At 38.3% G+C, this 22,758-nt stretch carries 22 protein-coding genes; 11 read left to right on the top strand and 11 right to left on the bottom strand.

Annotated features, from left to right (window positions below; translation table 11 throughout):
* Nucleotides 1–267 precede the first annotated feature (267 nt).
* Together ACZ1GR_RS00005 and ACZ1GR_RS00010 are read left to right on the top strand one after the other, a co-directional pair.
* A complete protein-coding gene (locus tag ACZ1GR_RS00005) occupies nt 268–1,341 on the top strand; it encodes an IS110 family RNA-guided transposase (RefSeq protein WP_472609463.1) in 1,074 nt (357 codons plus the stop codon).
* A gap of 422 nt (nt 1,342–1,763) precedes the next feature.
* The gene (locus ACZ1GR_RS00010) at nt 1,764–2,729 is read left to right on the top strand and encodes an IS110 family RNA-guided transposase (RefSeq protein ID WP_472610248.1); all 966 of its coding nucleotides are present in this window, start codon (nt 1,764–1,766) and stop codon (nt 2,727–2,729) included.
* A 40-nt stretch (nt 2,730–2,769) separates the two neighbouring features.
* Here the strand turns inward: ACZ1GR_RS00010 and ACZ1GR_RS00015 are convergent, their stop codons facing one another.
* Entirely contained in the window at nt 2,770–3,513 is a 744-nt protein-coding gene (locus tag ACZ1GR_RS00015; RefSeq protein WP_472610249.1) for a DUF6090 family protein, read from the bottom strand.
* 201 nt (nt 3,514–3,714) lie between these two features.
* On the opposite strand from ACZ1GR_RS00015, the gene ACZ1GR_RS00020 reads away from it, so the two are divergent.
* Nucleotides 3,715–4,770, top strand: coding sequence for an IS110 family RNA-guided transposase (locus tag ACZ1GR_RS00020; protein ID WP_472610250.1), 1,056 nt, complete (start codon nt 3,715–3,717; stop codon nt 4,768–4,770).
* A 279-nt stretch (nt 4,771–5,049) separates the two neighbouring features.
* Here ACZ1GR_RS00020 and ACZ1GR_RS00025 read toward each other — a convergent pair whose 3' ends face one another.
* Nucleotides 5,050–5,652, bottom strand: a complete 603-nt coding sequence (locus ACZ1GR_RS00025) for a hypothetical protein (RefSeq protein ID WP_472610251.1) — start codon at nt 5,650–5,652, stop codon at nt 5,050–5,052.
* A 354-nt stretch (nt 5,653–6,006) separates the two neighbouring features.
* On the opposite strand from ACZ1GR_RS00025, the gene ACZ1GR_RS00030 reads away from it, so the two are divergent.
* Nucleotides 6,007–6,969 (top strand): IS110 family RNA-guided transposase, encoded by a 963-nt coding sequence (locus tag ACZ1GR_RS00030; RefSeq protein ID WP_472611837.1) that lies wholly within the window; start codon nt 6,007–6,009, stop codon nt 6,967–6,969.
* A 273-nt stretch (nt 6,970–7,242) separates the two neighbouring features.
* Here the strand turns inward: ACZ1GR_RS00030 and ACZ1GR_RS00035 are convergent, their stop codons facing one another.
* On the bottom strand, nt 7,243–7,719 hold the full coding sequence (locus ACZ1GR_RS00035; RefSeq protein ID WP_472610252.1) for a hypothetical protein: 477 nt from the start codon (nt 7,717–7,719) through the stop codon (nt 7,243–7,245).
* 188 nt (nt 7,720–7,907) lie between these two features.
* Nucleotides 7,908–8,060 (bottom strand): hypothetical protein, encoded by a 153-nt coding sequence (locus tag ACZ1GR_RS00040; RefSeq protein ID WP_472610253.1) that lies wholly within the window; start codon nt 8,058–8,060, stop codon nt 7,908–7,910.
* A gap of 434 nt (nt 8,061–8,494) precedes the next feature.
* Between ACZ1GR_RS00040 and ACZ1GR_RS00045 the strand changes: the two genes are divergently transcribed.
* The gene (locus tag ACZ1GR_RS00045) at nt 8,495–9,463 is read left to right on the top strand and encodes an IS110 family RNA-guided transposase (RefSeq protein ID WP_472610254.1); all 969 of its coding nucleotides are present in this window, start codon (nt 8,495–8,497) and stop codon (nt 9,461–9,463) included.
* A 131-nt stretch (nt 9,464–9,594) separates the two neighbouring features.
* On the opposite strand, the gene ACZ1GR_RS00050 is transcribed toward ACZ1GR_RS00045, so the two are convergent.
* Nucleotides 9,595–10,275 (bottom strand): ABC transporter ATP-binding protein, encoded by a 681-nt coding sequence (locus ACZ1GR_RS00050; protein ID WP_472610255.1) that lies wholly within the window; start codon nt 10,273–10,275, stop codon nt 9,595–9,597.
* Entirely contained in the window at nt 10,268–11,188 is a 921-nt protein-coding gene (locus ACZ1GR_RS00055; RefSeq protein WP_472610256.1) for an ABC transporter permease, read from the bottom strand. The genes ACZ1GR_RS00050 and ACZ1GR_RS00055 overlap by 8 nt, the downstream gene beginning before the upstream one ends.
* Nucleotides 11,189–11,489: 301 nt before the next feature.
* Between ACZ1GR_RS00055 and ACZ1GR_RS00060 the strand changes: the two genes are divergently transcribed.
* On the top strand, nt 11,490–12,563 hold the full coding sequence (locus ACZ1GR_RS00060) for an IS110 family RNA-guided transposase (RefSeq protein WP_472609463.1): 1,074 nt from the start codon (nt 11,490–11,492) through the stop codon (nt 12,561–12,563).
* Nucleotides 12,564–12,722: 159 nt separating this feature from the next.
* Here the strand turns inward: ACZ1GR_RS00060 and ACZ1GR_RS00065 are convergent, their stop codons facing one another.
* Nucleotides 12,723–13,430, bottom strand: a complete 708-nt coding sequence (locus ACZ1GR_RS00065) for a hypothetical protein (RefSeq protein WP_472610257.1) — start codon at nt 13,428–13,430, stop codon at nt 12,723–12,725.
* Nucleotides 13,431–13,624: 194 nt separating this feature from the next.
* Here ACZ1GR_RS00065 and ACZ1GR_RS00070 point away from each other — a divergent pair, with 194 nt between their 5' ends.
* Entirely contained in the window at nt 13,625–14,680 is a 1,056-nt protein-coding gene (locus tag ACZ1GR_RS00070; protein WP_472610258.1) for an IS110 family RNA-guided transposase, read from the top strand.
* 323 nt (nt 14,681–15,003) lie between these two features.
* Here ACZ1GR_RS00070 and ACZ1GR_RS00075 read toward each other — a convergent pair whose 3' ends face one another.
* On the bottom strand, nt 15,004–15,156 hold the full coding sequence (locus tag ACZ1GR_RS00075) for a hypothetical protein (protein ID WP_472610253.1): 153 nt from the start codon (nt 15,154–15,156) through the stop codon (nt 15,004–15,006).
* Nucleotides 15,157–15,536: 380 nt separating this feature from the next.
* On the opposite strand from ACZ1GR_RS00075, the gene ACZ1GR_RS00080 reads away from it, so the two are divergent.
* Nucleotides 15,537–16,610 carry an IS110 family RNA-guided transposase gene (locus ACZ1GR_RS00080; protein WP_472609463.1) on the top strand — a complete coding sequence of 358 codons (1,074 nt, stop codon included), beginning with the start codon at nt 15,537–15,539 and terminating at the stop codon, nt 16,608–16,610.
* Nucleotides 16,611–16,838: 228 nt separating this feature from the next.
* Here ACZ1GR_RS00080 and ACZ1GR_RS00085 read toward each other — a convergent pair whose 3' ends face one another.
* The gene (locus tag ACZ1GR_RS00085) at nt 16,839–17,591 is read right to left on the bottom strand and encodes a DUF6794 domain-containing protein (RefSeq protein WP_138853753.1); all 753 of its coding nucleotides are present in this window, start codon (nt 17,589–17,591) and stop codon (nt 16,839–16,841) included.
* A gap of 292 nt (nt 17,592–17,883) precedes the next feature.
* Between ACZ1GR_RS00085 and ACZ1GR_RS00090 the strand changes: the two genes are divergently transcribed.
* Together ACZ1GR_RS00090 and ACZ1GR_RS00095 are read left to right on the top strand one after the other, a co-directional pair.
* Nucleotides 17,884–18,957, top strand: a complete 1,074-nt coding sequence (locus tag ACZ1GR_RS00090) for an IS110 family RNA-guided transposase (RefSeq protein WP_472609463.1) — start codon at nt 17,884–17,886, stop codon at nt 18,955–18,957.
* 422 nt (nt 18,958–19,379) lie between these two features.
* On the top strand, nt 19,380–20,345 hold the full coding sequence (locus ACZ1GR_RS00095) for an IS110 family RNA-guided transposase (protein ID WP_472610248.1): 966 nt from the start codon (nt 19,380–19,382) through the stop codon (nt 20,343–20,345).
* Nucleotides 20,346–20,388: 43 nt separating this feature from the next.
* Here ACZ1GR_RS00095 and ACZ1GR_RS00100 read toward each other — a convergent pair whose 3' ends face one another.
* Nucleotides 20,389–21,066, bottom strand: coding sequence for a DUF4145 domain-containing protein (locus ACZ1GR_RS00100; RefSeq protein WP_472610259.1), 678 nt, complete (start codon nt 21,064–21,066; stop codon nt 20,389–20,391).
* A 75-nt stretch (nt 21,067–21,141) separates the two neighbouring features.
* Nucleotides 21,142–22,215: a site-specific tyrosine recombinase/integron integrase gene (gene xerA, locus ACZ1GR_RS00105; protein ID WP_472610260.1), complete on the bottom strand. Its 1,074-nt coding sequence runs from the start codon at nt 22,213–22,215 to the stop codon at nt 21,142–21,144.
* Between the two features lie 117 nt (nt 22,216–22,332).
* Here xerA and ACZ1GR_RS00110 point away from each other — a divergent pair, with 117 nt between their 5' ends.
* Nucleotides 22,333–22,710 carry a hypothetical protein gene (locus ACZ1GR_RS00110; RefSeq protein WP_472610261.1) on the top strand — a complete coding sequence of 126 codons (378 nt, stop codon included), beginning with the start codon at nt 22,333–22,335 and terminating at the stop codon, nt 22,708–22,710.
* Nucleotides 22,711–22,758: the final 48 nt, after the last annotated feature.

Below are 22,758 nucleotides of genomic sequence, written 5' to 3' on the forward strand. Positions count from 1 at the left end.
GGCTCGTATGTTTGTTATTGATGATGAAGATACTATAATTATCAAAATATTTTCTAAGCTAAAGCTTTAGCTTAGAAAGCAATTAACAAGCTTAAATAGGAGGGACATCGAGGTCTCGGCTAGATGCATTGAATGATATCGTTTCATAGGTTTTCGGCCCTTCTATAATCTTCTTGGAATCTGAACAGTACCTAGATCCTATTTATAGAGGTCGAATCAAATGCGAGCAAAGATGATACAGGGGATTTTAGCTTTAAAAATGATAAAATGGAAAAGCGGTTAAAACAAAGTTTGGGAATCGATGTTTCAAAATTGAACTTATCATTGTCCCTTGGATTTCTAACGGATAAGCTGGTCAAGGAATTCAATTCCCATCCAGATGTACCCAATGATATATTGGGTTATAAAGAGCTTTTGAACTGGCTAAAGGGTTCGGTTGACCCTAGCGTGGAACTATTGGTCGTCATGGAAGCTACTGGGGTCTATCACCAAGGTATAGCCCATTATCTGTATGATAATGGTTATAATGTTTGTGTGATGCAGTCCGGTCGTGTAAAGCGTTATGCTCAGAGTTTGGATCAACGCTCTAAGACCGATGCCCTGGATAGTAGGATGCTCAGTATGCTTGGTCTGGAAAGGTCTATTCGTCTTTGGAACCCACCAAGTAAGGCACTTCAAGCATTAAAGGCATTGAGCAGGGAACGTAGCTCTTTGTTAAAGGACAGGACGATAGAGAATAATCGCCAGGGAGCCATTGCATCTAGTGTTTATAGCAATGCCAAAGCTTTAAAGAGACACAAGAACAGATTAAAACTTCTCAACGCACAGATAGAAATGATAGAATCGGAGATGAAAGGGCTTATTTCACAAAACGAAGAGTTGGAAAGGAAGATTGGTTTTATGATGAGTATACCGGGTATTTCCTTCATATCGGCTGCTACGGTCGTTGGAGAGACCTTAGGTTTTGAATCGATAACCAACGCAAAACAACTGGCCGGCTATGCCGGTTATGATGTTGTATTGCGAGAGTCCGGTAATTTCAAAGGAAAAACAAGAATCAGTAAAAAGGGGAACAGTCATATCAGAGCAGCGCTACATATGCCATCGATGACCTGTGTGCGCTGTAACCCAACACTGAAACAATTCTATAATAGACTGAAGCCTAAAAAAGCGAAGCCATTAGTGGCCTTGGTAGCGGTTCAGAGAAAGCTATTGATATTGATGTACACCCTATGGAAGAACGAAGAAGTTTATGATGCCGAGTTTGAAATAAAAAAGCAGCAAAAGCATGAAGCCCTTGCTGCGCGGGATAACAAATTGATTACTCAACTTGTTTCCTAATATTTTAAAGAAAAAACTTGTTTTTTGACACAGTACCTATGGTTTGTACGGGAGCAAATTAGCGATTTCCTTTCTGCCACGCACTTAGCAAAAACTGTTTGTTTTGTTTTTTCTTTTTTGTTGTTAAAGCAAAATCCAACAGATTTTGCGGATTTTATAAATACACCCAACCTTTGGGCTAAGCCCTAAACCCCGTATTAACTATAGCCATCTTAAGTTTGTTTTTGATTAGATTGTATTTATAAATCAGAAAGAACAAAAGAGAGGATCAAGGCCAATATAGCCATAGGAAGTAATGATTCCGTCAACATTGATGGCCCCCTCTCTTTTCCATCCAAGAATTCGTTCAGTTCTGTGAGACCGAGATCTCGATTTTAAGTTGTTGAAGCTTAGATGGGTCGTCCTTTCCAAAACATTTCGATATGAATAAAGATAGCAAAATCCACGGAGTGGATATCAGTAAGGATGTATTTGATGTCATGGACCCCAATGGTCGGCACCATCAGTTCATTAATGGCCCCAAGGGTTTTAAGCAATACCTTAAGTTATTGGGGGAAGAAGATTTGGTGATTATGGAAGCTACAGGATATTACCACTATTTATTGGCACAGTTTCTTCATGGTTCAGGTATCAAAGTGTCCGTTGTAAACCCTTTGTCGGTAAAGCGGTTTAGACAAATGAAACTGGCCAAGGTAAAGACCGATAAGAGTGATGCCATGGCCATACGGGATTATGGGCTTGTCAATGAAGTTCCGCTCTATGATGGCAAGGGAAAGGAGCAAGCGGAGAGCCTTCAGTTATTGGCCTTAATGGACATCTACCTAAAACAGCGTACCCAGGTCAAGAACAAGCTTCACGGTGAAAAGGTGCTGGGGGTACCTTCAAAAGCGGTGTACGGTTCATTGAAACGTACGTTAAAGGTTTTGGACCGAGAGCTGTGTTCGCTTAATGAGCGATTGCTCTGCTTGGTCAAAGAGACCCAACAGCAACAACTTACCAATTTAAAGAGCATACCTGGGTTGGGAGATAAGACCGTTGCATTATTGATTGTTCTGACCGAAGGCTTTACCAAGTTCGATAATGCGGGCCAACTATGTAATTATGCCGGTATCACCCCAACAACACGACGTTCCGGAAGCAGCGTCAGGGGAAAGAGCAGAATTAGTAAGGTGGGCAATAGAAAATTAAGAAACCTATTGTTTTTATGTGCTTTTTCGGCCTGTAAGCACAATAAGGGATGCAGGGAAATCTATGAACGGATAACAGCAAAGGGGAAGAGCAAGAAACTGGCATTGATAGCAGTGTCCAACAAACTTTTAAAACAAGCATTTGCCATTGCAAAATCAGGGATGCCCTATGATGAAAATTATGTGTCCAGATTAACTTAAAAGAACTTGTTTTTTAACTCAGTTCTTTGTTGTGCTTTCGTTATTTTTTAATTTTATAATTAAGAATAGCAATTATTTCATCGGCATTTTCCTTTAATTTATTTAGACCATTTATGGTAGTGCTATTTCCTGTACTTCTTTGCCATAAATAACCCTCAAGAATCAAAAATGTATCCTCTTGTTTAATAGCATGGACCAAAAATCCGCTTAGAATTTTTTGATTTCGAAGTCTCATTAACAAGTCTGGCGCACCTGCAGTCATCAATACTTTTTGGGCCATCCCACCTGCAATAGAACTGTTATATGCATGAAGTGTTTCCACCTGATTCATATTAGCATCATACTTGGCCAACTTATCCCTCATTTCTATGTCCAATAAATTTATCTCTCCAGTATTTATTAGAGAATTGATTGTACTGGTTTTAAACTTGATACTGAGTGTGGGGCCAGCGGATTCTAACGATTTGTTAATAGCACTTTGAATGGTGAGGTTTGGCTCTTCAAATGCACTCTTATAGTCCTCATACTTTTTTATTTGAGAATTCAATGTTTCGATTGTAGCGTCTGCATAGTTCTTGTCAGCTTCAAGGTCGGACAACAGTTGCTTGTAATAGGTTTGTTTTAAGTTGTTTATTTTTCTATTCTCATTCCAATTATTAATTTGTAATGCGATTAGAATTCCGATTACAACAAGTATTATCTCTCCAATTGCATAAATCAGATACTTACTAAATTTGTTTTCAGAGAGTAATTTTTGTCTAATTTTTCTAAAGAATTTTATCATTGGTTAGCGGTTGGTTATAATGAAGCACAACGGTCTCGTATAACCGTCAGTTACGGGTTAATATGCGTTAATATTCGGTTTGGCACAGGCTTTAGCAATTCCGAGTGGATTCGGACGTAGTCGAATCCGCCGTAATTGCGGTTAGCATCTATGAAAAAGCAGTAAGTCGAGTATCTTAAAGGTTAGCAAAAAACTTAAGATATGGACACTCAAATTACTGCAACACCTAAGTTATACATTGGCATTGACATCCACAAACGGAGCTGGAAGGTACATTGTGCCACTGATATCGGAATGGGCAAGACCTTTTCCATGGTTCCGGACGCTTATCAATTGGAGAGCTACGTGAACAAGTACTATGGTGGCCACCATGTCAGCACTGTCTATGAGGCGGGCTGCTGCGGTTATTCCGCCCACCGTTGTTTTGAGTCCTATGGTTGGGATTCAATGGTAGTGAACCCGGCGGATGTTTTCCGCCGTGGCAAGGAGCGCCATACCAAGACCGATAGCATAGATGCGCAACTATTGGCAAGGGAGCTCAAGGACGGCAGGTTGGCCGGTATCGAGGTACCGGATTCCAAGCGTGAGCAGCTTCGCAGCCTGTTCCGAAGGAGGAACGACCTTGTGAAGGACATGCGCCAGATAAAGAGCTACATCAAGATGCAGTTGCTCTATTATGGTATCAAGGTGCCCGAACAGTACGACAACGACCACTGGAGCCATGGTTTCAGGCATTGGTTGGATGCCCTGGACTTTGAGTTCCAAACGGGCAAGGAGTCATTGGAGAGCCGCATGCGGAGCTTTAGGTTCATCGACCGGGAGTTCAGGGACGTTTCCACACAACTGCGCAAATGGACCAAGAAACATTACAAAGAGGATTATATGCTCCTGCGCAGTATCCCGGGGATCGGCCCCATAGTTGCCAGTGGCATCTTGAGCGAGCTGGGGGACCTGCGAAGGTTCAGGAACATCAAACAGCTGGCGGGCTATGTTGGTCTCTCCCCTGGCATTTACCAAAGCGGGGACACTCTAAAACATACGGGAATGGCCATGCGTGCGCACCGTTTGGTGCGCAGTTATTTCATTGAGGCATCATGGCAGGCGATACGTGCCGACCCCATTATGCAGCGGTATTACAGGAAACACCAAGGAAAGAACGTTAAAAAAGTAATCGTTAAAGTGGCCAGAAAGCTATTGAGCCGGACATTGGCCGTTATCAAAACAAGGACGCCCTATGAAATAGGGGTAGTAGAATAAAAACAATGATAGCCAAGCTCATTTAAAGGCAAACGTTCAAAGCACATAACAATGTAGGTGAGGCCCGTATTCAGGTCATCACATCGGTTAGCAAGTGATTGAACGTATTATAGCTTATAATCATACAGATGCTGGTGACGACTTTAAAGACGATCACATATAGGATGCTGAGCAAGTTATACTAAAAAGAAAAAAGTGGTTTAAGATAAAAATTACATATTAACTATCTTTGGGACACTGGACTATGGCTTTTCATAGGAGCATTGTTGTGCAACGTTTTTATAATTCAGTTGTAATTTCATTAATTAGTTCCCTAACTTTATTTAAGTCAACTCTTTTTCCTGAAAAATTGTATTTATTAGATAAATCTGAATCAAATTCAGTTATAAACTCATTTATTTTATCATTAGAGTTGAAGACTGTAAATTTTTCTGTTTTTAAATTATAAATAATTCCAGTCAAATATGATTTTCCTCCAAATATTTGAGTTCCTAGACCAACATAATAATTTTCGAAATAAATTATATCTTTTGATTTTAAAAGCGATGGCATAAAGTCCCAGCCAGAGTCAAGAGGTGTTCCTACTTTTTGGTTTTTTCGCACTAATTTTTGAACTTCTTTAACTTTTACAAAAACGGTTTCTCCATCCGAAACTGCAAATGCTTTTTTAATCCGCTTGTAATTTTCATCTCGTAATTGAATTCCAATTGACAAGTTGTTTTTTAATTGATGAGTTGTAAATTCAACTGATTCATTTGGGATTTTATTTTTGAAATCAGAGAATGTCTTATAAACTCCTTTTTTATAAAGAGTTGAATCATTTTGGGAAAAGCCAAATAAAAATGAAGAAATTAAAATTATTGTAAATATTATTCTTTTCATATTTCGGTTAAGTCAAATGTTGCACAACGGTTGGGCTAAGCGTAGTGCGGTAGTAAGGAAACTTTTCGTTTCCTTCTACGCACGAAGCTAAAGCTTTTGGTTTAGTTTTTATTTTTCTTGTCCAAAGCTAAATCCATAAGATTTAGCGACTTCATAAATATACACAGCCCATTGGTTTAGGCCTTCAAGTCCGCATTACTTATAGCATCTATGAAAAAGCAGTAAGTCGAGTATCTTAAAGGTCAGCAAAAAACTTAAGATATGGACACTCAAATTACTGCAACGCCTAAGTTATACATTGGCATTGACATCCACAAACGGAGCTGGAAGGTACATTGTGCCACTGATATCGGAATGGGCAAGACCTTTTCCATGGTTCCAGATGCCGCTCAATTGGAGAACTACGTGAACAAGTACTATGGTGGCCACCATGTCAGCACTGTCTATGAGGCGGGCTGCTGCGGTTATTCCGCCCACCGTTGTTTTGAGTCCTATGGTTGGGATTCAATGGTAGTGAACCCAGCGGATGTTTTCCGCCGTGGCAAGGAGCGCCATACCAAGACCGATAGCATAGATGCGCAACTATTGGCAAGGGAGCTCAAGGACGGCAGGTTGGCCGGTATCGAGGTACCGGATCCCAAGCGTGAGCAGCTTCGCAGCCTGTTCCGAAGGAGGAACGACCTTGTGAAGGACATGCGCCAGATAAAGAGCTACATCAAGATGCAGTTGCTCTATTACGGTATCAAGGTGCCCGAACAGTACGACAACGACCATTGGAGCCATGGTTTCAGGCATTGGTTGGATGCCCTGGACTTTGAGTTCCAAACGGGCAAGGAGTCATTGGAGAGCCGCATGCGGAGCTTTAGGTTCATCGACCGGGAGTTCAGGGACGTTTCCACACAACTGCGCAAATGGACCAAGAAACATTACAAAGAGGATTATATGCTCCTGCGGAGTATCCCGGGGATCGGCCCCATAGTTGCCAGTGGCATCTTGAGCGAGCTGGGGGACCTGCGAAGGTTCAGGAACATCAAACAACTGGCGGGCTATGTTGGTCTCTCCCCTGGCATTTACCAAAGCGGGGACACTCTAAAACATACGGGAATGGCCATGCGTGCGCACCGTTTGGTGCGCAGTTATTTCATCGAGGCATCATGGCAGGCGATACGTACCGACCCCATTATGCAGCGGTATTACAGGAAACACCAAGGAAAGAACGTTAAAAAAGTAATCGTTAAAGTGGCCAGAAAGCTATTGAGCCGGACATTGGCCGTTATCAAAACAAGGACGCCCTATGAAATAGGGGTAGTAGAATAAAAACAATGATAGCCAAGCTCATTTAAAGGCAAACGTTCAAAGCACAGAACAATGTAGGTGGGGCCCGTATTCAGGTCATCACATCGGTTAGCAAGTGATTGAACGTATTATAGCTTATAATCATACAGATGCTGGTGACGACTTTAAAGACGATCACATATAGGATGCTGAGCAAGTTATACTAAAAAGAAAAAAGTGGTTTAAGATAAAAATTACATATTAACTATCTTTGAGACACTGGACTATGGCTTTTCATAGGAGCCATTGTTGGCATTAGTTTTTCATAGTAGCGATTCCAGAACTAACTTGAATTTCATAATTTTTTCCGTAATCGTTTTTCGTTTTCATAACTCCGTGATAGAAGTTTCTATCTTGCGTGAGTTTTATTTCATGTTGAAAAGCGCCTTTTTTTGAACTTAAGACATTGCCATTCACTACCTCCATTCCATTGTCGTAGATAATACTATCTCCAATAACTACTGAAGTTTTATCGCCTGTATTATATCCTATGAAGACAAATTCTTCTTTGTAAATAGAGTTTAACTTATTGGTGTTAGCATAATGAGGAATTTGTCTCACCGTTATGCTGTCGAACACATATTTGTCCTTTATTCCGCTAACTATATTTTCTAAGGAATCATTGCGAAATTTTAAACTAAGTATTTCCGCCTCTAGTTTTTCCGTTCGATTATTATCTCCACAACTTAGGATTAAGAGCCCCAAAAGGGTTGGGACAGTCAGTTTGTTCATTTGATTAAAATTAATGCCAACGCCTGAGCTATGATTAGTTGCGGAATTGTCCGCAATATATTTCCAGCGTTGTAGCTAAGTTAAGTATAATTGCTAAAGATTTTCCGTGAGGAAAATATGTAGCGATTAATTATAGGTTTTGTTAGCGAGCGTGTTGGAGCGCCAACCTTAGCCAAAGCCCAAACCATTCATTTTTGCCTTAACTCTTTTAAAATGGTCTCTTGTCCGTCTGCGTAACGATTGCGCAACCGTTGCGTTTGAGTGAAATCCGTCCAAGCGCCAAACATTGGCAAGCCTGTTAGCATAAAAGACCACCAGAACTTTGGTAAGAACTGACCCAAAGAAACCATTTTAAAAATGCGTCTTTACCCAAATCTTAGTCTTAATTTTTAAAAATATTCAGGAGAAGTACGAAGCACATTATACTTTAATGCAATATGTTCGCTAACGTGTTTGTGTATGATTTCGTTGCGTGGTTAAGCAATAAAGTTAGCAAATAAATCACAGATAGAAAGTCCGCTAGGACTTTCGTAAGTAAGCTATAACTAGCAATGAATTATACACGGCTTAAGTTTGATTCTCTATAAATTGATGTAATAATCAGAAAGAACAAAAGAGAGAATTAAGGTTAGTATACACGGTGAAGCTTAAGACTTCGACAACATTGATAATCCTCTCTCTTTTACTACTCAGATCACGTTCAGTTCTGTGAGACCTTGATCTCGTTTTCAAGTTGTTGTGAGTAAGGTAGTATGCTCTTTCACAAATCGTTTATATGAATAAATATAAAGAAACTTATGGAGTCGACATTAGCAAAGATGTCTTTGATGTGCATGGTAGTTTATTAGGCCATAACCAATACAAGAACGATGCATCTGGTTTTAAGAAGTTCCTTAAAGAACTACCAAAGGGTTCACTGGTGGTTATGGAGGCTACTGGCTATTACCATTACAGACTTGCCCAGTTTCTTTACAAAAATGGGGTAGTAGTATCGGTAGTAAATCCTTTATCGATAAAACGTTTCATTCAAATGAAACTGGCCAAAGTAAAAACTGATAAGAGCGATGCGAATGCTATTTGTGAATATGCTTTGATAAATGAAGTTCCTCTTTACAATGCTTTGACGGACACCCAGAGTGAATGTTTACAGTTGTTCAGATTGTTGGACACCTATTTAAAGCAGCGTACCCAGGTCAAGAACAAGATACATGGCGAAGCTGTTCTGGGCGTTCCCTCAAAGTTTGTGTATCGCTCCTTACTACGTAACAAGAAACAGTTGGATAAAGAAGTAGCAACTATCGAATCAAAGATTCTGGCATTGGTAAAAGAGGACCAACAGGAGCAACTAACCTTGTTGACTTCCATACCGGGCATAGGTCAAAAGACAGCATTGTTCTTAATAATTGTGACCGATGGTTTTTCCAAGTTTGAGACTGCATCACAGCTTTGTAGTTACGTTGGTATAACTCCAACGATAAGGGAGTCAGGGAGCAGCGTTAGAGGTCGGTCACGAATAAGTAAGGTTGGTAATAGAAAACTACGTAATCTATTGTTTCTATGCTCTTTTAATGCTTGTAAGCATAACAAGGCATGTAAGGCGGTTTATGAGCGAATCGTAAATAAAGGAAAAAGCAAGAAGCTTGCTTTGATAGCAGTAGCTAATAAGTTACTTAAACAGTGTTTTGCCATTGCAAAATCTGGCAGGCCATATGATGAAACTTACGTTTCGATATTGCCTAGATAAATAGAAAGCTATTTGAATAAAAAAATCTCAAAGAATCAAGTTAGGGAATCTATGAGCCTAGAATAATAATGTCTCAAATTAAAGAAGGAAAAACTTGTTTTTTACCTCAGTTCTTTGTTGCCAACCGTTATTTATTTCAATTCAAGTTTGTTAATTCTATTTCCGATTGTAAATTCTTTCATTTCATTTTCAAGTTTATTAAAATCTACTTGTTCTACTTTCTTTATAATTTCTCCGTTTTTCATTAAATAAATTTCATCACAAGTATTCGCTAAAGTTGAAAATATATGAGATGAAATAATTACTGTTTTCTCTAATTTTCTAAATCTTTTTATGATTTCAGTTATGATTAAATTACTTTGTATATCAACACCATTGAAAGGTTCGTCCAGAATGAATACATTATTTTTCTGCAATAGAATAGCAGTTAAAGCCAATTTCTTTTTCATTCCAGTTGAGTAGGTTGAAGCATATTGATTTAATGGTAAATCAAATATGTTTTTGTCCTCAATATTGGTTAGTTCTTTTTGTCTTGCGTTGGCAAGCAGTTGTATATATTCTTTTCCTGTAATTTTAGAGAAAAAGAACTGTTCTGTTAATAAAAGTCCTAAATGGTCTTTTAATTTAGTATAATCAGAAAAGATATTACCTTTATAGTTTTCAAGTCCAGAAATACACCTAAATAAAGTTGTTTTTCCAGCTCCATTTTCTCCAACAATCCCATATATTTTACCTTTCTTAAATTCTAAATTTATTGAATTTAGAACTTGTTTTTTACCATAAAACTTTGATAAATTTTCAATTTTAATCATTTAAAATGGTATTTAATTTTGTAATAGATTTTGAATAAAAAAGAGGAATAAATATTAGAAGTATTGGTGGAAACAAAAAACTAATTGCAATTAAAATTCCTTGAGACATATTCATTTCGTTCGGAAAAGACGAATATTTAGCGAAAATTATTGTTGTGAGATAAGCATAGCACAAAAGAAGAAATACAATCAAAATATCTATTTCTTTAAAAAATGAAATACTTAAAGCTGTTATGATTGGTAAGCTTAAAAGTGTAAAAAAGATTAAGCACGTTTTCGTTTTTTCTATTAAGAATTCTTTTGCTGACAAATTGAAATTCCAAACAAAATATTCGTTTTCTATTTTTGAATAATATGAAAAGCAGGTGAATCCAATTAATAACATAGAGAAAACACCAAGGTTAAAATTTCCAACTGATACTGAAATGTAAGTTAAGAAATAAGCTATCGGAAAAACATAAAATGTCTTTCTAAAACCAACGGTAAATTCGAAAGGTTTTTTACCGAATGGCGTTGGAATTGTTACATTTATATTTGTGCTGAAATTAAATATCGTGATTAAAATTACAAATAAGTTTAATATTACAGTAAAGGCGAATAGATTTTTATAAATCAAAAAAAGAGTGAAAGGAAAACAATAAGTAAGGTTTTCTATTACTCTTAAATTTGTGTATTTGCCTTTATTAAATATAGATTTTAAAAAATCATTTCTTTTAGGTTCACTTAATTTTGAAACGAAACTTAAAGCAAATAATCCATAAACATAATGTGCAAATTCTGTTTTTTCAAATAGGTAATTAGACAGCAAAATAAAAACAAATGGCAAAAGTGTATATCCAATCAAAAGTGGAATTCCGAAATCAATCATTTTTCTGTTAATCATTTTAAATTGAAGTTGGAAATACTCTTTCATTCTCAATTTTTGTCTAATGGTTGGCAACGGCTCCGGCTCGTATGTTTGTTATTGATGATGAAGATACTATAATTATCAAAATATTTTCTAAGCTAAAGCTTTAGCTTAGAAAGCAATTAACAAGCTTAAATAGGAGGGACATCGAGGTCTCGGCTAGATACATTGAATGATATCGTTTCATAGGTTTTCGGCCCTTCTATAATCTTCTTGGAATCTGAACAGTACCTAGATCCTATTTATAGAGGTCGAATCAAATGCGAGCAAAGATGATACAGGGGATTTTAGCTTTAAAAATGATAAAATGGAAAAGCGGTTAAAACAAAGTTTGGGAATCGATGTTTCAAAATTGAACTTATCATTGTCCCTTGGATTTCTAACGGATAAGCTGGTCAAGGAATTCAATTCCCATCCAGATGTACCCAATGATATATTGGGTTATAAAGAGCTTTTGAACTGGCTAAAGGGTTCGGTTGACCCTAGCGTGGAACTATTGGTCGTCATGGAAGCTACTGGGGTCTATCACCAAGGTATAGCCCATTATCTGTATGATAATGGTTATAATGTTTGTGTGATGCAGTCCGGTCGTGTAAAGCGTTATGCTCAGAGTTTGGATCAACGCTCTAAGACCGATGCCCTGGATAGTAGGATGCTCAGTATGCTTGGTCTGGAAAGGTCTATTCGTCTTTGGAACCCACCAAGTAAGGCACTTCAAGCATTAAAGGCATTGAGCAGGGAACGTAGCTCTTTGTTAAAGGACAGGACGATAGAGAATAATCGCCAGGGAGCCATTGCATCTAGTGTTTATAGCAATGCCAAAGCTTTAAAGAGACACAAGAACAGATTAAAACTTCTCAACGCACAGATAGAAATGATAGAATCGGAGATGAAAGGGCTTATTTCACAAAACGAAGAGTTGGAAAGGAAGATTGGTTTTATGATGAGTATACCGGGTATTTCCTTCATATCGGCTGCTACGGTCGTTGGAGAGACCTTAGGTTTTGAATCGATAACCAACGCAAAACAACTGGCCGGCTATGCCGGTTATGATGTTGTATTGCGAGAGTCCGGTAATTTCAAAGGAAAAACAAGAATCAGTAAAAAGGGGAACAGTCATATCAGAGCAGCGCTACATATGCCATCGATGACCTGTGTGCGCTGTAACCCAACACTGAAACAATTCTATAATAGACTGAAGCCTAAAAAAGCGAAGCCATTAGTGGCCTTGGTAGCGGTTCAGAGAAAGCTATTGATATTGATGTACACCCTATGGAAGAACGAAGAAGTTTATGATGCCGAGTTTGAAATAAAAAAGCAGCAAAAGCATGAAGCCCTTGCTGCGCGGGATAACAAATTGATTACTCAACTTGTTTCCTAATATTTTAAAGAAAAAACTTGTTTTTTGACACAGTACCTATGAGTAGTTGAGTGGTTTAGCACTTAACTTTGCAAGTACACACCAAACTGAAAATCCACGAGGATTTTCAGGATAAGCCTGTAATAGCAATTGTTTATAGCCAATGTTGTAGCACGTTTTTTATCGGTTAATAATTATTATTTCGTTCGGATTTCTTTTAGAGAGTTCCGATATAAATTCTGTTTCTCCACCAATCGTTGAAAAAGGTAAATCATAGTCCGTATTCACAACCCAATTCCGCTCAATTGGATAAATAAGGCTTGGTGTTAATCTTAGGTTCTCAATGTCAAACAATTTTGGCATTTCAGATATTTTACCTGAATAAATCAAATCTTTTTCCCAGTTTTTGGTTGATAGAAAAGTGTAAAATGCATCGATAACTTGATTTCCGTACAACTCATTAACAATTTCTATTAGACTCAATAAGTGTTCGTTATCCATAAGTCCCTCGCCAGGATATAATTCGTTATTAAGTTGTTTGTCATAACTGTCAGTATGTTTGATTCTTGAATTTAGTTCTCTATTCAGGTCAAATTCACGCCCTTTTCTTAGGCAAAATTCTTTCCAATTAATTCGTGAATAATCTTCTTCGGGAAATTCCTCATTTGAATTCTCGTTCGTAAAGACTTTTTCAATAGGAATCTTATGGTTAATCCAAAATGAATGTAAGGCGATTGCATAACTCTCAAATTGACTTGGCAAGGTCAACCTCAGATAAAATTCAGAAGGGTTGGTCTCTCTTAGACTTTCATCAACATTTAATTTATCTCCTACTATTGTTGCATAGGGTTTAATCCAATCTTCTATGTTTTTCTCAACTATTTTCAAGGTTTTCTCAAATGTGCTACAACGCCTGAGCTATGATTAGTTGCGGAATTGTCCGCAATATATTTCCAGCGTTGTAGCTAAGTTAAGTATAATTGCTAAAGATTTTCCGTGAGGAAAATATGTAGCGATTAATTATAGCATCGATGAAAAAGCAGCCTGTCGAGTATCTTTAAGATTCACGAAAATCAAAAGATATGAACACACAACAAACTGCTCTACCAAAGCTATTCATTGGTATCGACATTCACAAGCGAAGTTGGAAGGTACATTGTGCGACGGATCTTTTCTCGGGTAAATCTTTTAGTATGTCCCCTGATCCCGAACAATTGTTTAAATACGTTACAAGGCATTTCCCCGGCCATGAAGTTACGACGGCCTACGAGGCGGGCTGCTTCGGTTATCATGCCCACCGTTGTTTCGAGGGTTATGGTTGGCGAAGTTTGGTCGTGAATCCTGCTGACATTCATAGAAAAGGTAAGGAGAAGCACACCAAGACCGATAAGATCGATGCTCAGTTGATAGCACGTGAGCTTAAGGATGGTCGATTGGAAAGTATTATGGTCCCTGATATCGAAAGAGAAGAGCTTCGAAGTCTTTTCCGCCGTCGGAACGATTTGGTCAAGGATTTCAGAAGGATCAAGAGTTACATTAAGATGCAGTTATTGTATTTCGGTATAAAAGAACCCGAGGAGTTCGACAACGACCATTGGAGCCACAGGTACCGCAAGTGGTTGGACGATATGGTCTTTGTACATCCGACTGCGAAGGCTGCCCTTGATAGTAGGATGCGTTTCTTTCGTTTCGTAGACCAGGAGCTTCGCGATGTTTCGACACAACTGAGAAGGTACTGTAAGGTGCATTACAAGAAAGATTATCTATTACTTAGGAGCATACCCGGCATTGGGGGAATAGTAGCCTGCGCCATTCTTTGTGAACTGGGTGACTTGAGACGTTTCAACAGCGTAAAGCAGTTGGCGGGTTATGTAGGTTTGGCACCAAGTGTACATCAAAGTGGAGATCATCAAAGAACGATGGGCATGACCCCAAGGGCAAATCGTTTATTACGGAGTTATTTTGTTGAGGCTTCATGGCAAGCTATCCGCGCAGATCCTGTCATGCAGGCCTACTATCGTAAGCATCAAGGTAAAAACGTGAAGCGTATCATTATCAAAGTCGCTAGAAAGCTCCTTAGTAGGACATTGGCCGTAATCAAGACCGAAGTTCCCTATACTGTAGGTGTAGTTGAATAAAACATAATCAAAAAACAATAACAAAGCTCTAAAACAGTAGTAAGGACCGTATCACAAAACAAAACCCGTGACCACGCCATAGCGTGGATCACATTTTTAGCAAGTGACCGGTTCTATTATAATTTATAATCATAGAGATGCTGGTGAACCCTAAACACAGGTGTATCACACATAGGAGTGGGAGCAAGTTATATCAAAAACAACAAGGTGGTTTAAGGCAAAAAAAATATTGATTAACTTTAGAGAACTGGACTAGGGCTTTTCATAGGAGGTTTTGTTAGCGAGCGTGTTGGAGCGCCAACCTTAGCCAAAGCCCAAACCATTCATTTTTGCCTTAACTCTTTTAAAATGGTCTCTTGTCCGTCTGCGTAACGATTGCGCAACCGTTGCGTTTGAGTGAAATCCGTCCAAGCGCCAAACATTGGCAAGCCTGTTAGCATAAAAGACCACCAGAACTTTGGTAAGAACTGACCCAAAGAAACCATTTTAAAAATGCGTCTTTACCCAAATCTTAGTCTTAATTTTTAAAAATATTCAGGAGAAGTACGAAGCACATTATACTTTAATGCAATATGTTCGCTAACGGTTCGGCTCGTATGTTTGTTATTGATGATGAAGATACTATAATTATCAAAATATTTTCTAAGCTAAAGCTTTAGCTTAGAAAGCAATTAACAAGCTTAAATAGGAGGGACATCGAGGTCTCGGCTAGATACATTGAATGATATCGTTTCATAGGTTTTCGGCCCTTCTATAATCTTCTTGGAATCTGAACAGTACCTAGATCCTATTTATAGAGGTCGAATCAAATGCGAGCAAAGATGATACAGGGGATTTTAGCTTTAAAAATGATAAAATGGAAAAGCGGTTAAAACAAAGTTTGGGAATCGATGTTTCAAAATTGAACTTATCATTGTCCCTTGGATTTCTAACGGATAAGCTGGTCAAGGAATTCAATTCCCATCCAGATGTACCCAATGATATATTGGGTTATAAAGAGCTTTTGAACTGGCTAAAGGGTTCGGTTGACCCTAGCGTGGAACTATTGGTCGTCATGGAAGCTACTGGGGTCTATCACCAAGGTATAGCCCATTATCTGTATGATAATGGTTATAATGTTTGTGTGATGCAGTCCGGTCGTGTAAAGCGTTATGCTCAGAGTTTGGATCAACGCTCTAAGACCGATGCCCTGGATAGTAGGATGCTCAGTATGCTTGGTCTGGAAAGGTCTATTCGTCTTTGGAACCCACCAAGTAAGGCACTTCAAGCATTAAAGGCATTGAGCAGGGAACGTAGCTCTTTGTTAAAGGACAGGACGATAGAGAATAATCGCCAGGGAGCCATTGCATCTAGTGTTTATAGCAATGCCAAAGCTTTAAAGAGACACAAGAACAGATTAAAACTTCTCAACGCACAGATAGAAATGATAGAATCGGAGATGAAAGGGCTTATTTCACAAAACGAAGAGTTGGAAAGGAAGATTGGTTTTATGATGAGTATACCGGGTATTTCCTTCATATCGGCTGCTACGGTCGTTGGAGAGACCTTAGGTTTTGAATCGATAACCAACGCAAAACAACTGGCCGGCTATGCCGGTTATGATGTTGTATTGCGAGAGTCCGGTAATTTCAAAGGAAAAACAAGAATCAGTAAAAAGGGGAACAGTCATATCAGAGCAGCGCTACATATGCCATCGATGACCTGTGTGCGCTGTAACCCAACACTGAAACAATTCTATAATAGACTGAAGCCTAAAAAAGCGAAGCCATTAGTGGCCTTGGTAGCGGTTCAGAGAAAGCTATTGATATTGATGTACACCCTATGGAAGAACGAAGAAGTTTATGATGCCGAGTTTGAAATAAAAAAGCAGCAAAAGCATGAAGCCCTTGCTGCGCGGGATAACAAATTGATTACTCAACTTGTTTCCTAATATTTTAAAGAAAAAACTTGTTTTTTGACACAGTACCTATGGCAAGTAGGGCGGTCGGACGGCACCGGCCATTCCGCCAAGCCCTTAGCCGAATCTTTTGCGTTCGTATTTATCTTATTCATTACAAATGCCGAATCCAAAAGATTCGGCGGTGTTAGCAAGTACGCCCGGGCCAATGGGAATGGGACTTTACGCCCTATTTGCTATAGCCATTGTTGCCATTAGTTTTTATTCCACATTGTATGAATAATCCAATGGAAGTTCAATTTCATCTCCCGTCGTTACCTGTCTTGTAAAATAATGGATGTCCGGATTATTCATTTTTAGAATTTTCAATTTAAAATTGTACTCTTCATAAATTTCATTAGGGTTGTCCGAAAACGAGTCCTTTCTAATATATTTTTCCGTAATTATTCCGTCAATCAATAAGTCTTTCGCGTTGTCAAATTGCCAATTATTGTTTGGGCAATTATAACTTACAACGCTCTTATTATTCGAGAATGTACTTACAGGCATTTGAACGGAAATTGTATCATTAACTTTAAAACTGTTATACAATTCTTTAGCTTTTTTCTTTCGACGGTTTTGGCAGTCCACGGTAGGCTTAAGCATTTCAATAATTCTGTTTACTTGTTCTTTAAGATTTACGTCCTTTTCGTTGAGATGTCTATGATATGATGTCAAAATTATACCTGACATATAGTCAAAATGATGTATTTTCAAATCATTAAAAAATTTTACAATTGAGTCCGATTTTGGATTGTGTCTAAGAAGATTATTTCTAATATGCAGTCCGATTCCGAAATGATAATCCCTAGGGGTGGTATCATTTTCTGATATACTCTTGAATTTATCAATCTCCTTTTTCTCCCAATTTTCGTTCAAATACTCAAAAGAATAAATTAGTTCTTTAGGTATTTCTTCACGTTTTTGGCAAGACGAAAACGTCAAAATTAGTACTAAGATTACAAAGTTCTTCAATGATTCAAATTAATGGCAACGTCTCGGCTCGTATGTTTGTTATTGATGATGAAGATACTATAATTATCAAAATATTTTCTAAGCTAAAGCTTTAGCTTAGAAAGCAATTAACAAGCTTAAATAGGAGGGACATCGAGGTCTCGGCTAGATACATTGAATGATATCGTTTCATAGGTTTTCGGCCCTTCTATAATCTTCTTGGAATCTGAACAGTACCTAGATCCTATTTATAGAGGTCGAATCAAATGCGAGCAAAGATGATACAGGGGATTTTAGCTTTAAAAATGATAAAATGGAAAAGCGGTTAAAACAAAGTTTGGGAATCGATGTTTCAAAATTGAACTTATCATTGTCCCTTGGATTTCTAACGGATAAGCTGGTCAAGGAATTCAATTCCCATCCAGATGTACCCAATGATATATTGGGTTATAAAGAGCTTTTGAACTGGCTAAAGGGTTCGGTTGACCCTAGCGTGGAACTATTGGTCGTCATGGAAGCTACTGGGGTCTATCACCAAGGTATAGCCCATTATCTGTATGATAATGGTTATAATGTTTGTGTGATGCAGTCCGGTCGTGTAAAGCGTTATGCTCAGAGTTTGGATCAACGCTCTAAGACCGATGCCCTGGATAGTAGGATGCTCAGTATGCTTGGTCTGGAAAGGTCTATTCGTCTTTGGAACCCACCAAGTAAGGCACTTCAAGCATTAAAGGCATTGAGCAGGGAACGTAGCTCTTTGTTAAAGGACAGGACGATAGAGAATAATCGCCAGGGAGCCATTGCATCTAGTGTTTATAGCAATGCCAAAGCTTTAAAGAGACACAAGAACAGATTAAAACTTCTCAACGCACAGATAGAAATGATAGAATCGGAGATGAAAGGGCTTATTTCACAAAACGAAGAGTTGGAAAGGAAGATTGGTTTTATGATGAGTATACCGGGTATTTCCTTCATATCGGCTGCTACGGTCGTTGGAGAGACCTTAGGTTTTGAATCGATAACCAACGCAAAACAACTGGCCGGCTATGCCGGTTATGATGTTGTATTGCGAGAGTCCGGTAATTTCAAAGGAAAAACAAGAATCAGTAAAAAGGGGAACAGTCATATCAGAGCAGCGCTACATATGCCATCGATGACCTGTGTGCGCTGTAACCCAACACTGAAACAATTCTATAATAGACTGAAGCCTAAAAAAGCGAAGCCATTAGTGGCCTTGGTAGCGGTTCAGAGAAAGCTATTGATATTGATGTACACCCTATGGAAGAACGAAGAAGTTTATGATGCCGAGTTTGAAATAAAAAAGCAGCAAAAGCATGAAGCCCTTGCTGCGCGGGATAACAAATTGATTACTCAACTTGTTTCCTAATATTTTAAAGAAAAAACTTGTTTTTTGACACAGTACCTATGGTTTGTACGGGAGCAAATTAGCGATTTCCTTTCTGCCACGCACTTAGCAAAAACTGTTTGTTTTGTTTTTTCTTTTTTGTTGTTAAAGCAAAATCCAACAGATTTTGCGGATTTTATAAATACACCCAACCTTTGGGCTAAGCCCTAAACCCCGTATTAACTATAGCCATCTTAAGTTTGTTTTTGATTAGATTGTATTTATAAATCAGAAAGAACAAAAGAGAGGATCAAGGCCAATATAGCCATAGGAAGTAATGATTCCGTCAACATTGATGGCCCCCTCTCTTTTCCATCCAAGAATTCGTTCAGTTCTGTGAGACCGAGATCTCGATTTTAAGTTGTTGAAGCTTAGATGGGTCGTCCTTTCCAAAACATTTCGATATGAATAAAGATAGCAAAATCCACGGAGTGGATATCAGTAAGGATGTATTTGATGTCATGGACCCCAATGGTCGGCACCATCAGTTCATTAATGGCCCCAAGGGTTTTAAGCAATACCTTAAGTTATTGGGGGAAGAAGATTTGGTGATTATGGAAGCTACAGGATATTACCACTATTTATTGGCACAGTTTCTTCATGGTTCAGGTATCAAAGTGTCCGTTGTAAACCCTTTGTCGGTAAAGCGGTTTAGACAAATGAAACTGGCCAAGGTAAAGACCGATAAGAGTGATGCCATGGCCATACGGGATTATGGGCTTGTCAATGAAGTTCCGCTCTATGATGGCAAGGGAAAGGAGCAAGCGGAGAGCCTTCAGTTATTGGCCTTAATGGACATCTACCTAAAACAGCGTACCCAGGTCAAGAACAAGCTTCACGGTGAAAAGGTGCTGGGGGTACCTTCAAAAGCGGTGTACGGTTCATTGAAACGTACGTTAAAGGTTTTGGACCGAGAGCTGTGTTCGCTTAATGAGCGATTGCTCTGCTTGGTCAAAGAGACCCAACAGCAACAACTTACCAATTTAAAGAGCATACCTGGGTTGGGAGATAAGACCGTTGCATTATTGATTGTTCTGACCGAAGGCTTTACCAAGTTCGATAATGCGGGCCAACTATGTAATTATGCCGGTATCACCCCAACAACACGACGTTCCGGAAGCAGCGTCAGGGGAAAGAGCAGAATTAGTAAGGTGGGCAATAGAAAATTAAGAAACCTATTGTTTTTATGTGCTTTTTCGGCCTGTAAGCACAATAAGGGATGCAGGGAAATCTATGAACGGATAACAGCAAAGGGGAAGAGCAAGAAACTGGCATTGATAGCAGTGTCCAACAAACTTTTAAAACAAGCATTTGCCATTGCAAAATCAGGGATGCCCTATGATGAAAATTATGTGTCCAGATTAACTTAAAAGAACTTGTTTTTTAACTCAGTTCTTTGTTAGGTAGCGTTTTTTATTTCATTTCGGGTTTCCCTGCATTTTTTAATTTCTCATTCAAAGCTTCTTTCCTTTTTCTTGTTCTAGCGGGTTGGACATAAAAAAAATCAAATAGGAATTCCAGTGTTTCCAAATTCCATTCAGCTTCTCCTGGCTCGACAGGCACAACTTCTCCAGAATTGGTATCTTTCAAAGGATGTGCTGCAAAATTTCCTATGTTTCTTATGGCATCTAAACTTTCTGAAATATGACTAGGTAATTTTCCGCTGTCAATTGCCAATTGAATTTCTTTATAAAGACTTTTGTCCGAGAATCCCTGTTCTCTCAAAACTGCTTGTAAACATCTACGACTTAAGGCAGCACTAGCTTTTGGACTGTCACCGATTACTAAACACGCTTCTGTATAGTCCTCCGCTAAATCTTTAGGTATTTCTGTTAAATCAAAAGTTCGGTTATTATTTTTTGGAAATATCATTGTCTTCTTCTTCTTATCCCAAACTGAAACTTGATGACAATGGATACACTTTGAGAATGCAAACTCATCGATACTCCCTTTTCCAACCGTTGAGCCGTGATATTCAGCTTTGAATTTGTCAATAGCATTTGCTAAATACCATTCTTGATTGGCGAATGCTCCACATCTAGGACAATTAAATGCCTGCTTATCATATTCGTGAATTATATGTTCTGCCATATTTCATTTTTTTGTTTTAATGCTACCTAACAATACGATAAACACACTAGTGTGTTTATTCTTCTTATAGGCACACTAATCTAATGGATTTTTAATTGTTTCAAAAGTATTAATCGCCACGTGGGTATAAATTTCTGTTGTTTTTGTAGAACTGTGGCCCAAAAGCACTTGAATTTGTCTTAAATCGGTGCCTGACTCTAATAAGTGCGTGGCAAAGCTGTGCCTCAGCATATGGGGTGTTACTCGCAAAGGGATTTTTGCTTTTTCCGCAGCTTCGGTGACTATTTTTAAAACGCTTTGAGCACTATATTTTTTTCCACTTTTACCTTCGAAAAGATAAGTTTTAGGCCGATATTCCTTAAAATAGGCTCTGAGGTCGTTAAGGGCTGTTTTCGACAATAAGGTTTGCCGGTCTTTGTTCCCTTTTGAACCTTCGACACGAATTAGCATACGCTGACTGTCAACATCGGTAAGCCTTAAATTCAATAACTCACTACGGCGTAAACCTGAACCATATAACAATTCCACAACACATCGATGTTTGATATTATTGGTATGCTCGATTATCGAAAGCACCTCATTTTTTGAAATTACCTTGGGTAGTTTAGATTCCTTTCTTGGTCTTTCAATTTCATAGAAACGATTGGGCATTCCTAAAACCGCTTCATAATAGAATTTGATGGCGTTGATGGCTTGGTTTACATATGAATTTGAGCGATTCTGTTGTATGAGACTTTGAAGAAAGGCTCGAACATCACCCTCATCTAGTTCGTTCAACTCTTTATCATCAAAGTGATTTATGAAAAGCTCAAAAAAAGTGACATAGGTTTTTACAGTACTATTGGCATATCGCTTGAGTTCAAGCTTTAACAGATAAGCTTCGGGGCAAGTTCGGTAACCCGAAATAGGCTTTCGTCTCCTGAACCACTCCACATCAACCTTTTCATTCGAGGAACTAATTGGCCTATTTGTCAAAAACCTGTTATAATTTATCCAAACGACGCCTTTAAAAGTATTGAATACAATACCAAGGTTCGCTTTGGTATTTTCAATATAAGCCATGTTATATCGTTGGCTCCATTTGGGATTAGGAAGCCCCTTTATCAAACTTTGTATCAGCCGATCGGGAGAAAATTTAATACCAATCATTTTTTGATTTTTAATCATCAAATGATAAAGCGTAATTGATTTCATGGAATTCATAATACAATTCTAACTAGGTTTTATGAATTAAGTAGTATATTATAAGTATAATATACTGGTAATATGCTTGATGATCGCAAATGTCCGATATGTAGTTCGGTAGTAATAGGGCGCACAGATAAAATATTCTGTAGCACAAAATGCAAGTCGATAGACCAATATGAAAAGCGTCAAGAAACAGAGGCTTTTTATTTAATGGTAGAAAAGCAACTAAGAACGAATAGAAAAATATTGAAGAGGTTTAATAAATCGGGTTATACTACCATCAGAAAATCCAAACTGATAGAAGAAGGGTTTAATCCGAAGTTTTTTACGCATTATTGGAAAAACCAAAGAAGTGACGTCTATCTATTCGTATATGAATACGGTTTCTTGACAAAGAACGAAAGCGGCAAAGAAAAATATGTTTTGGTGACTTGGCAGGATTATATGGAGAAATAGTTTCAATATCGTTTACGACCATTTGATATGAAATATATTTAATTAATA

This window comes from Croceitalea sp. W27, assembly GCF_055693185.1.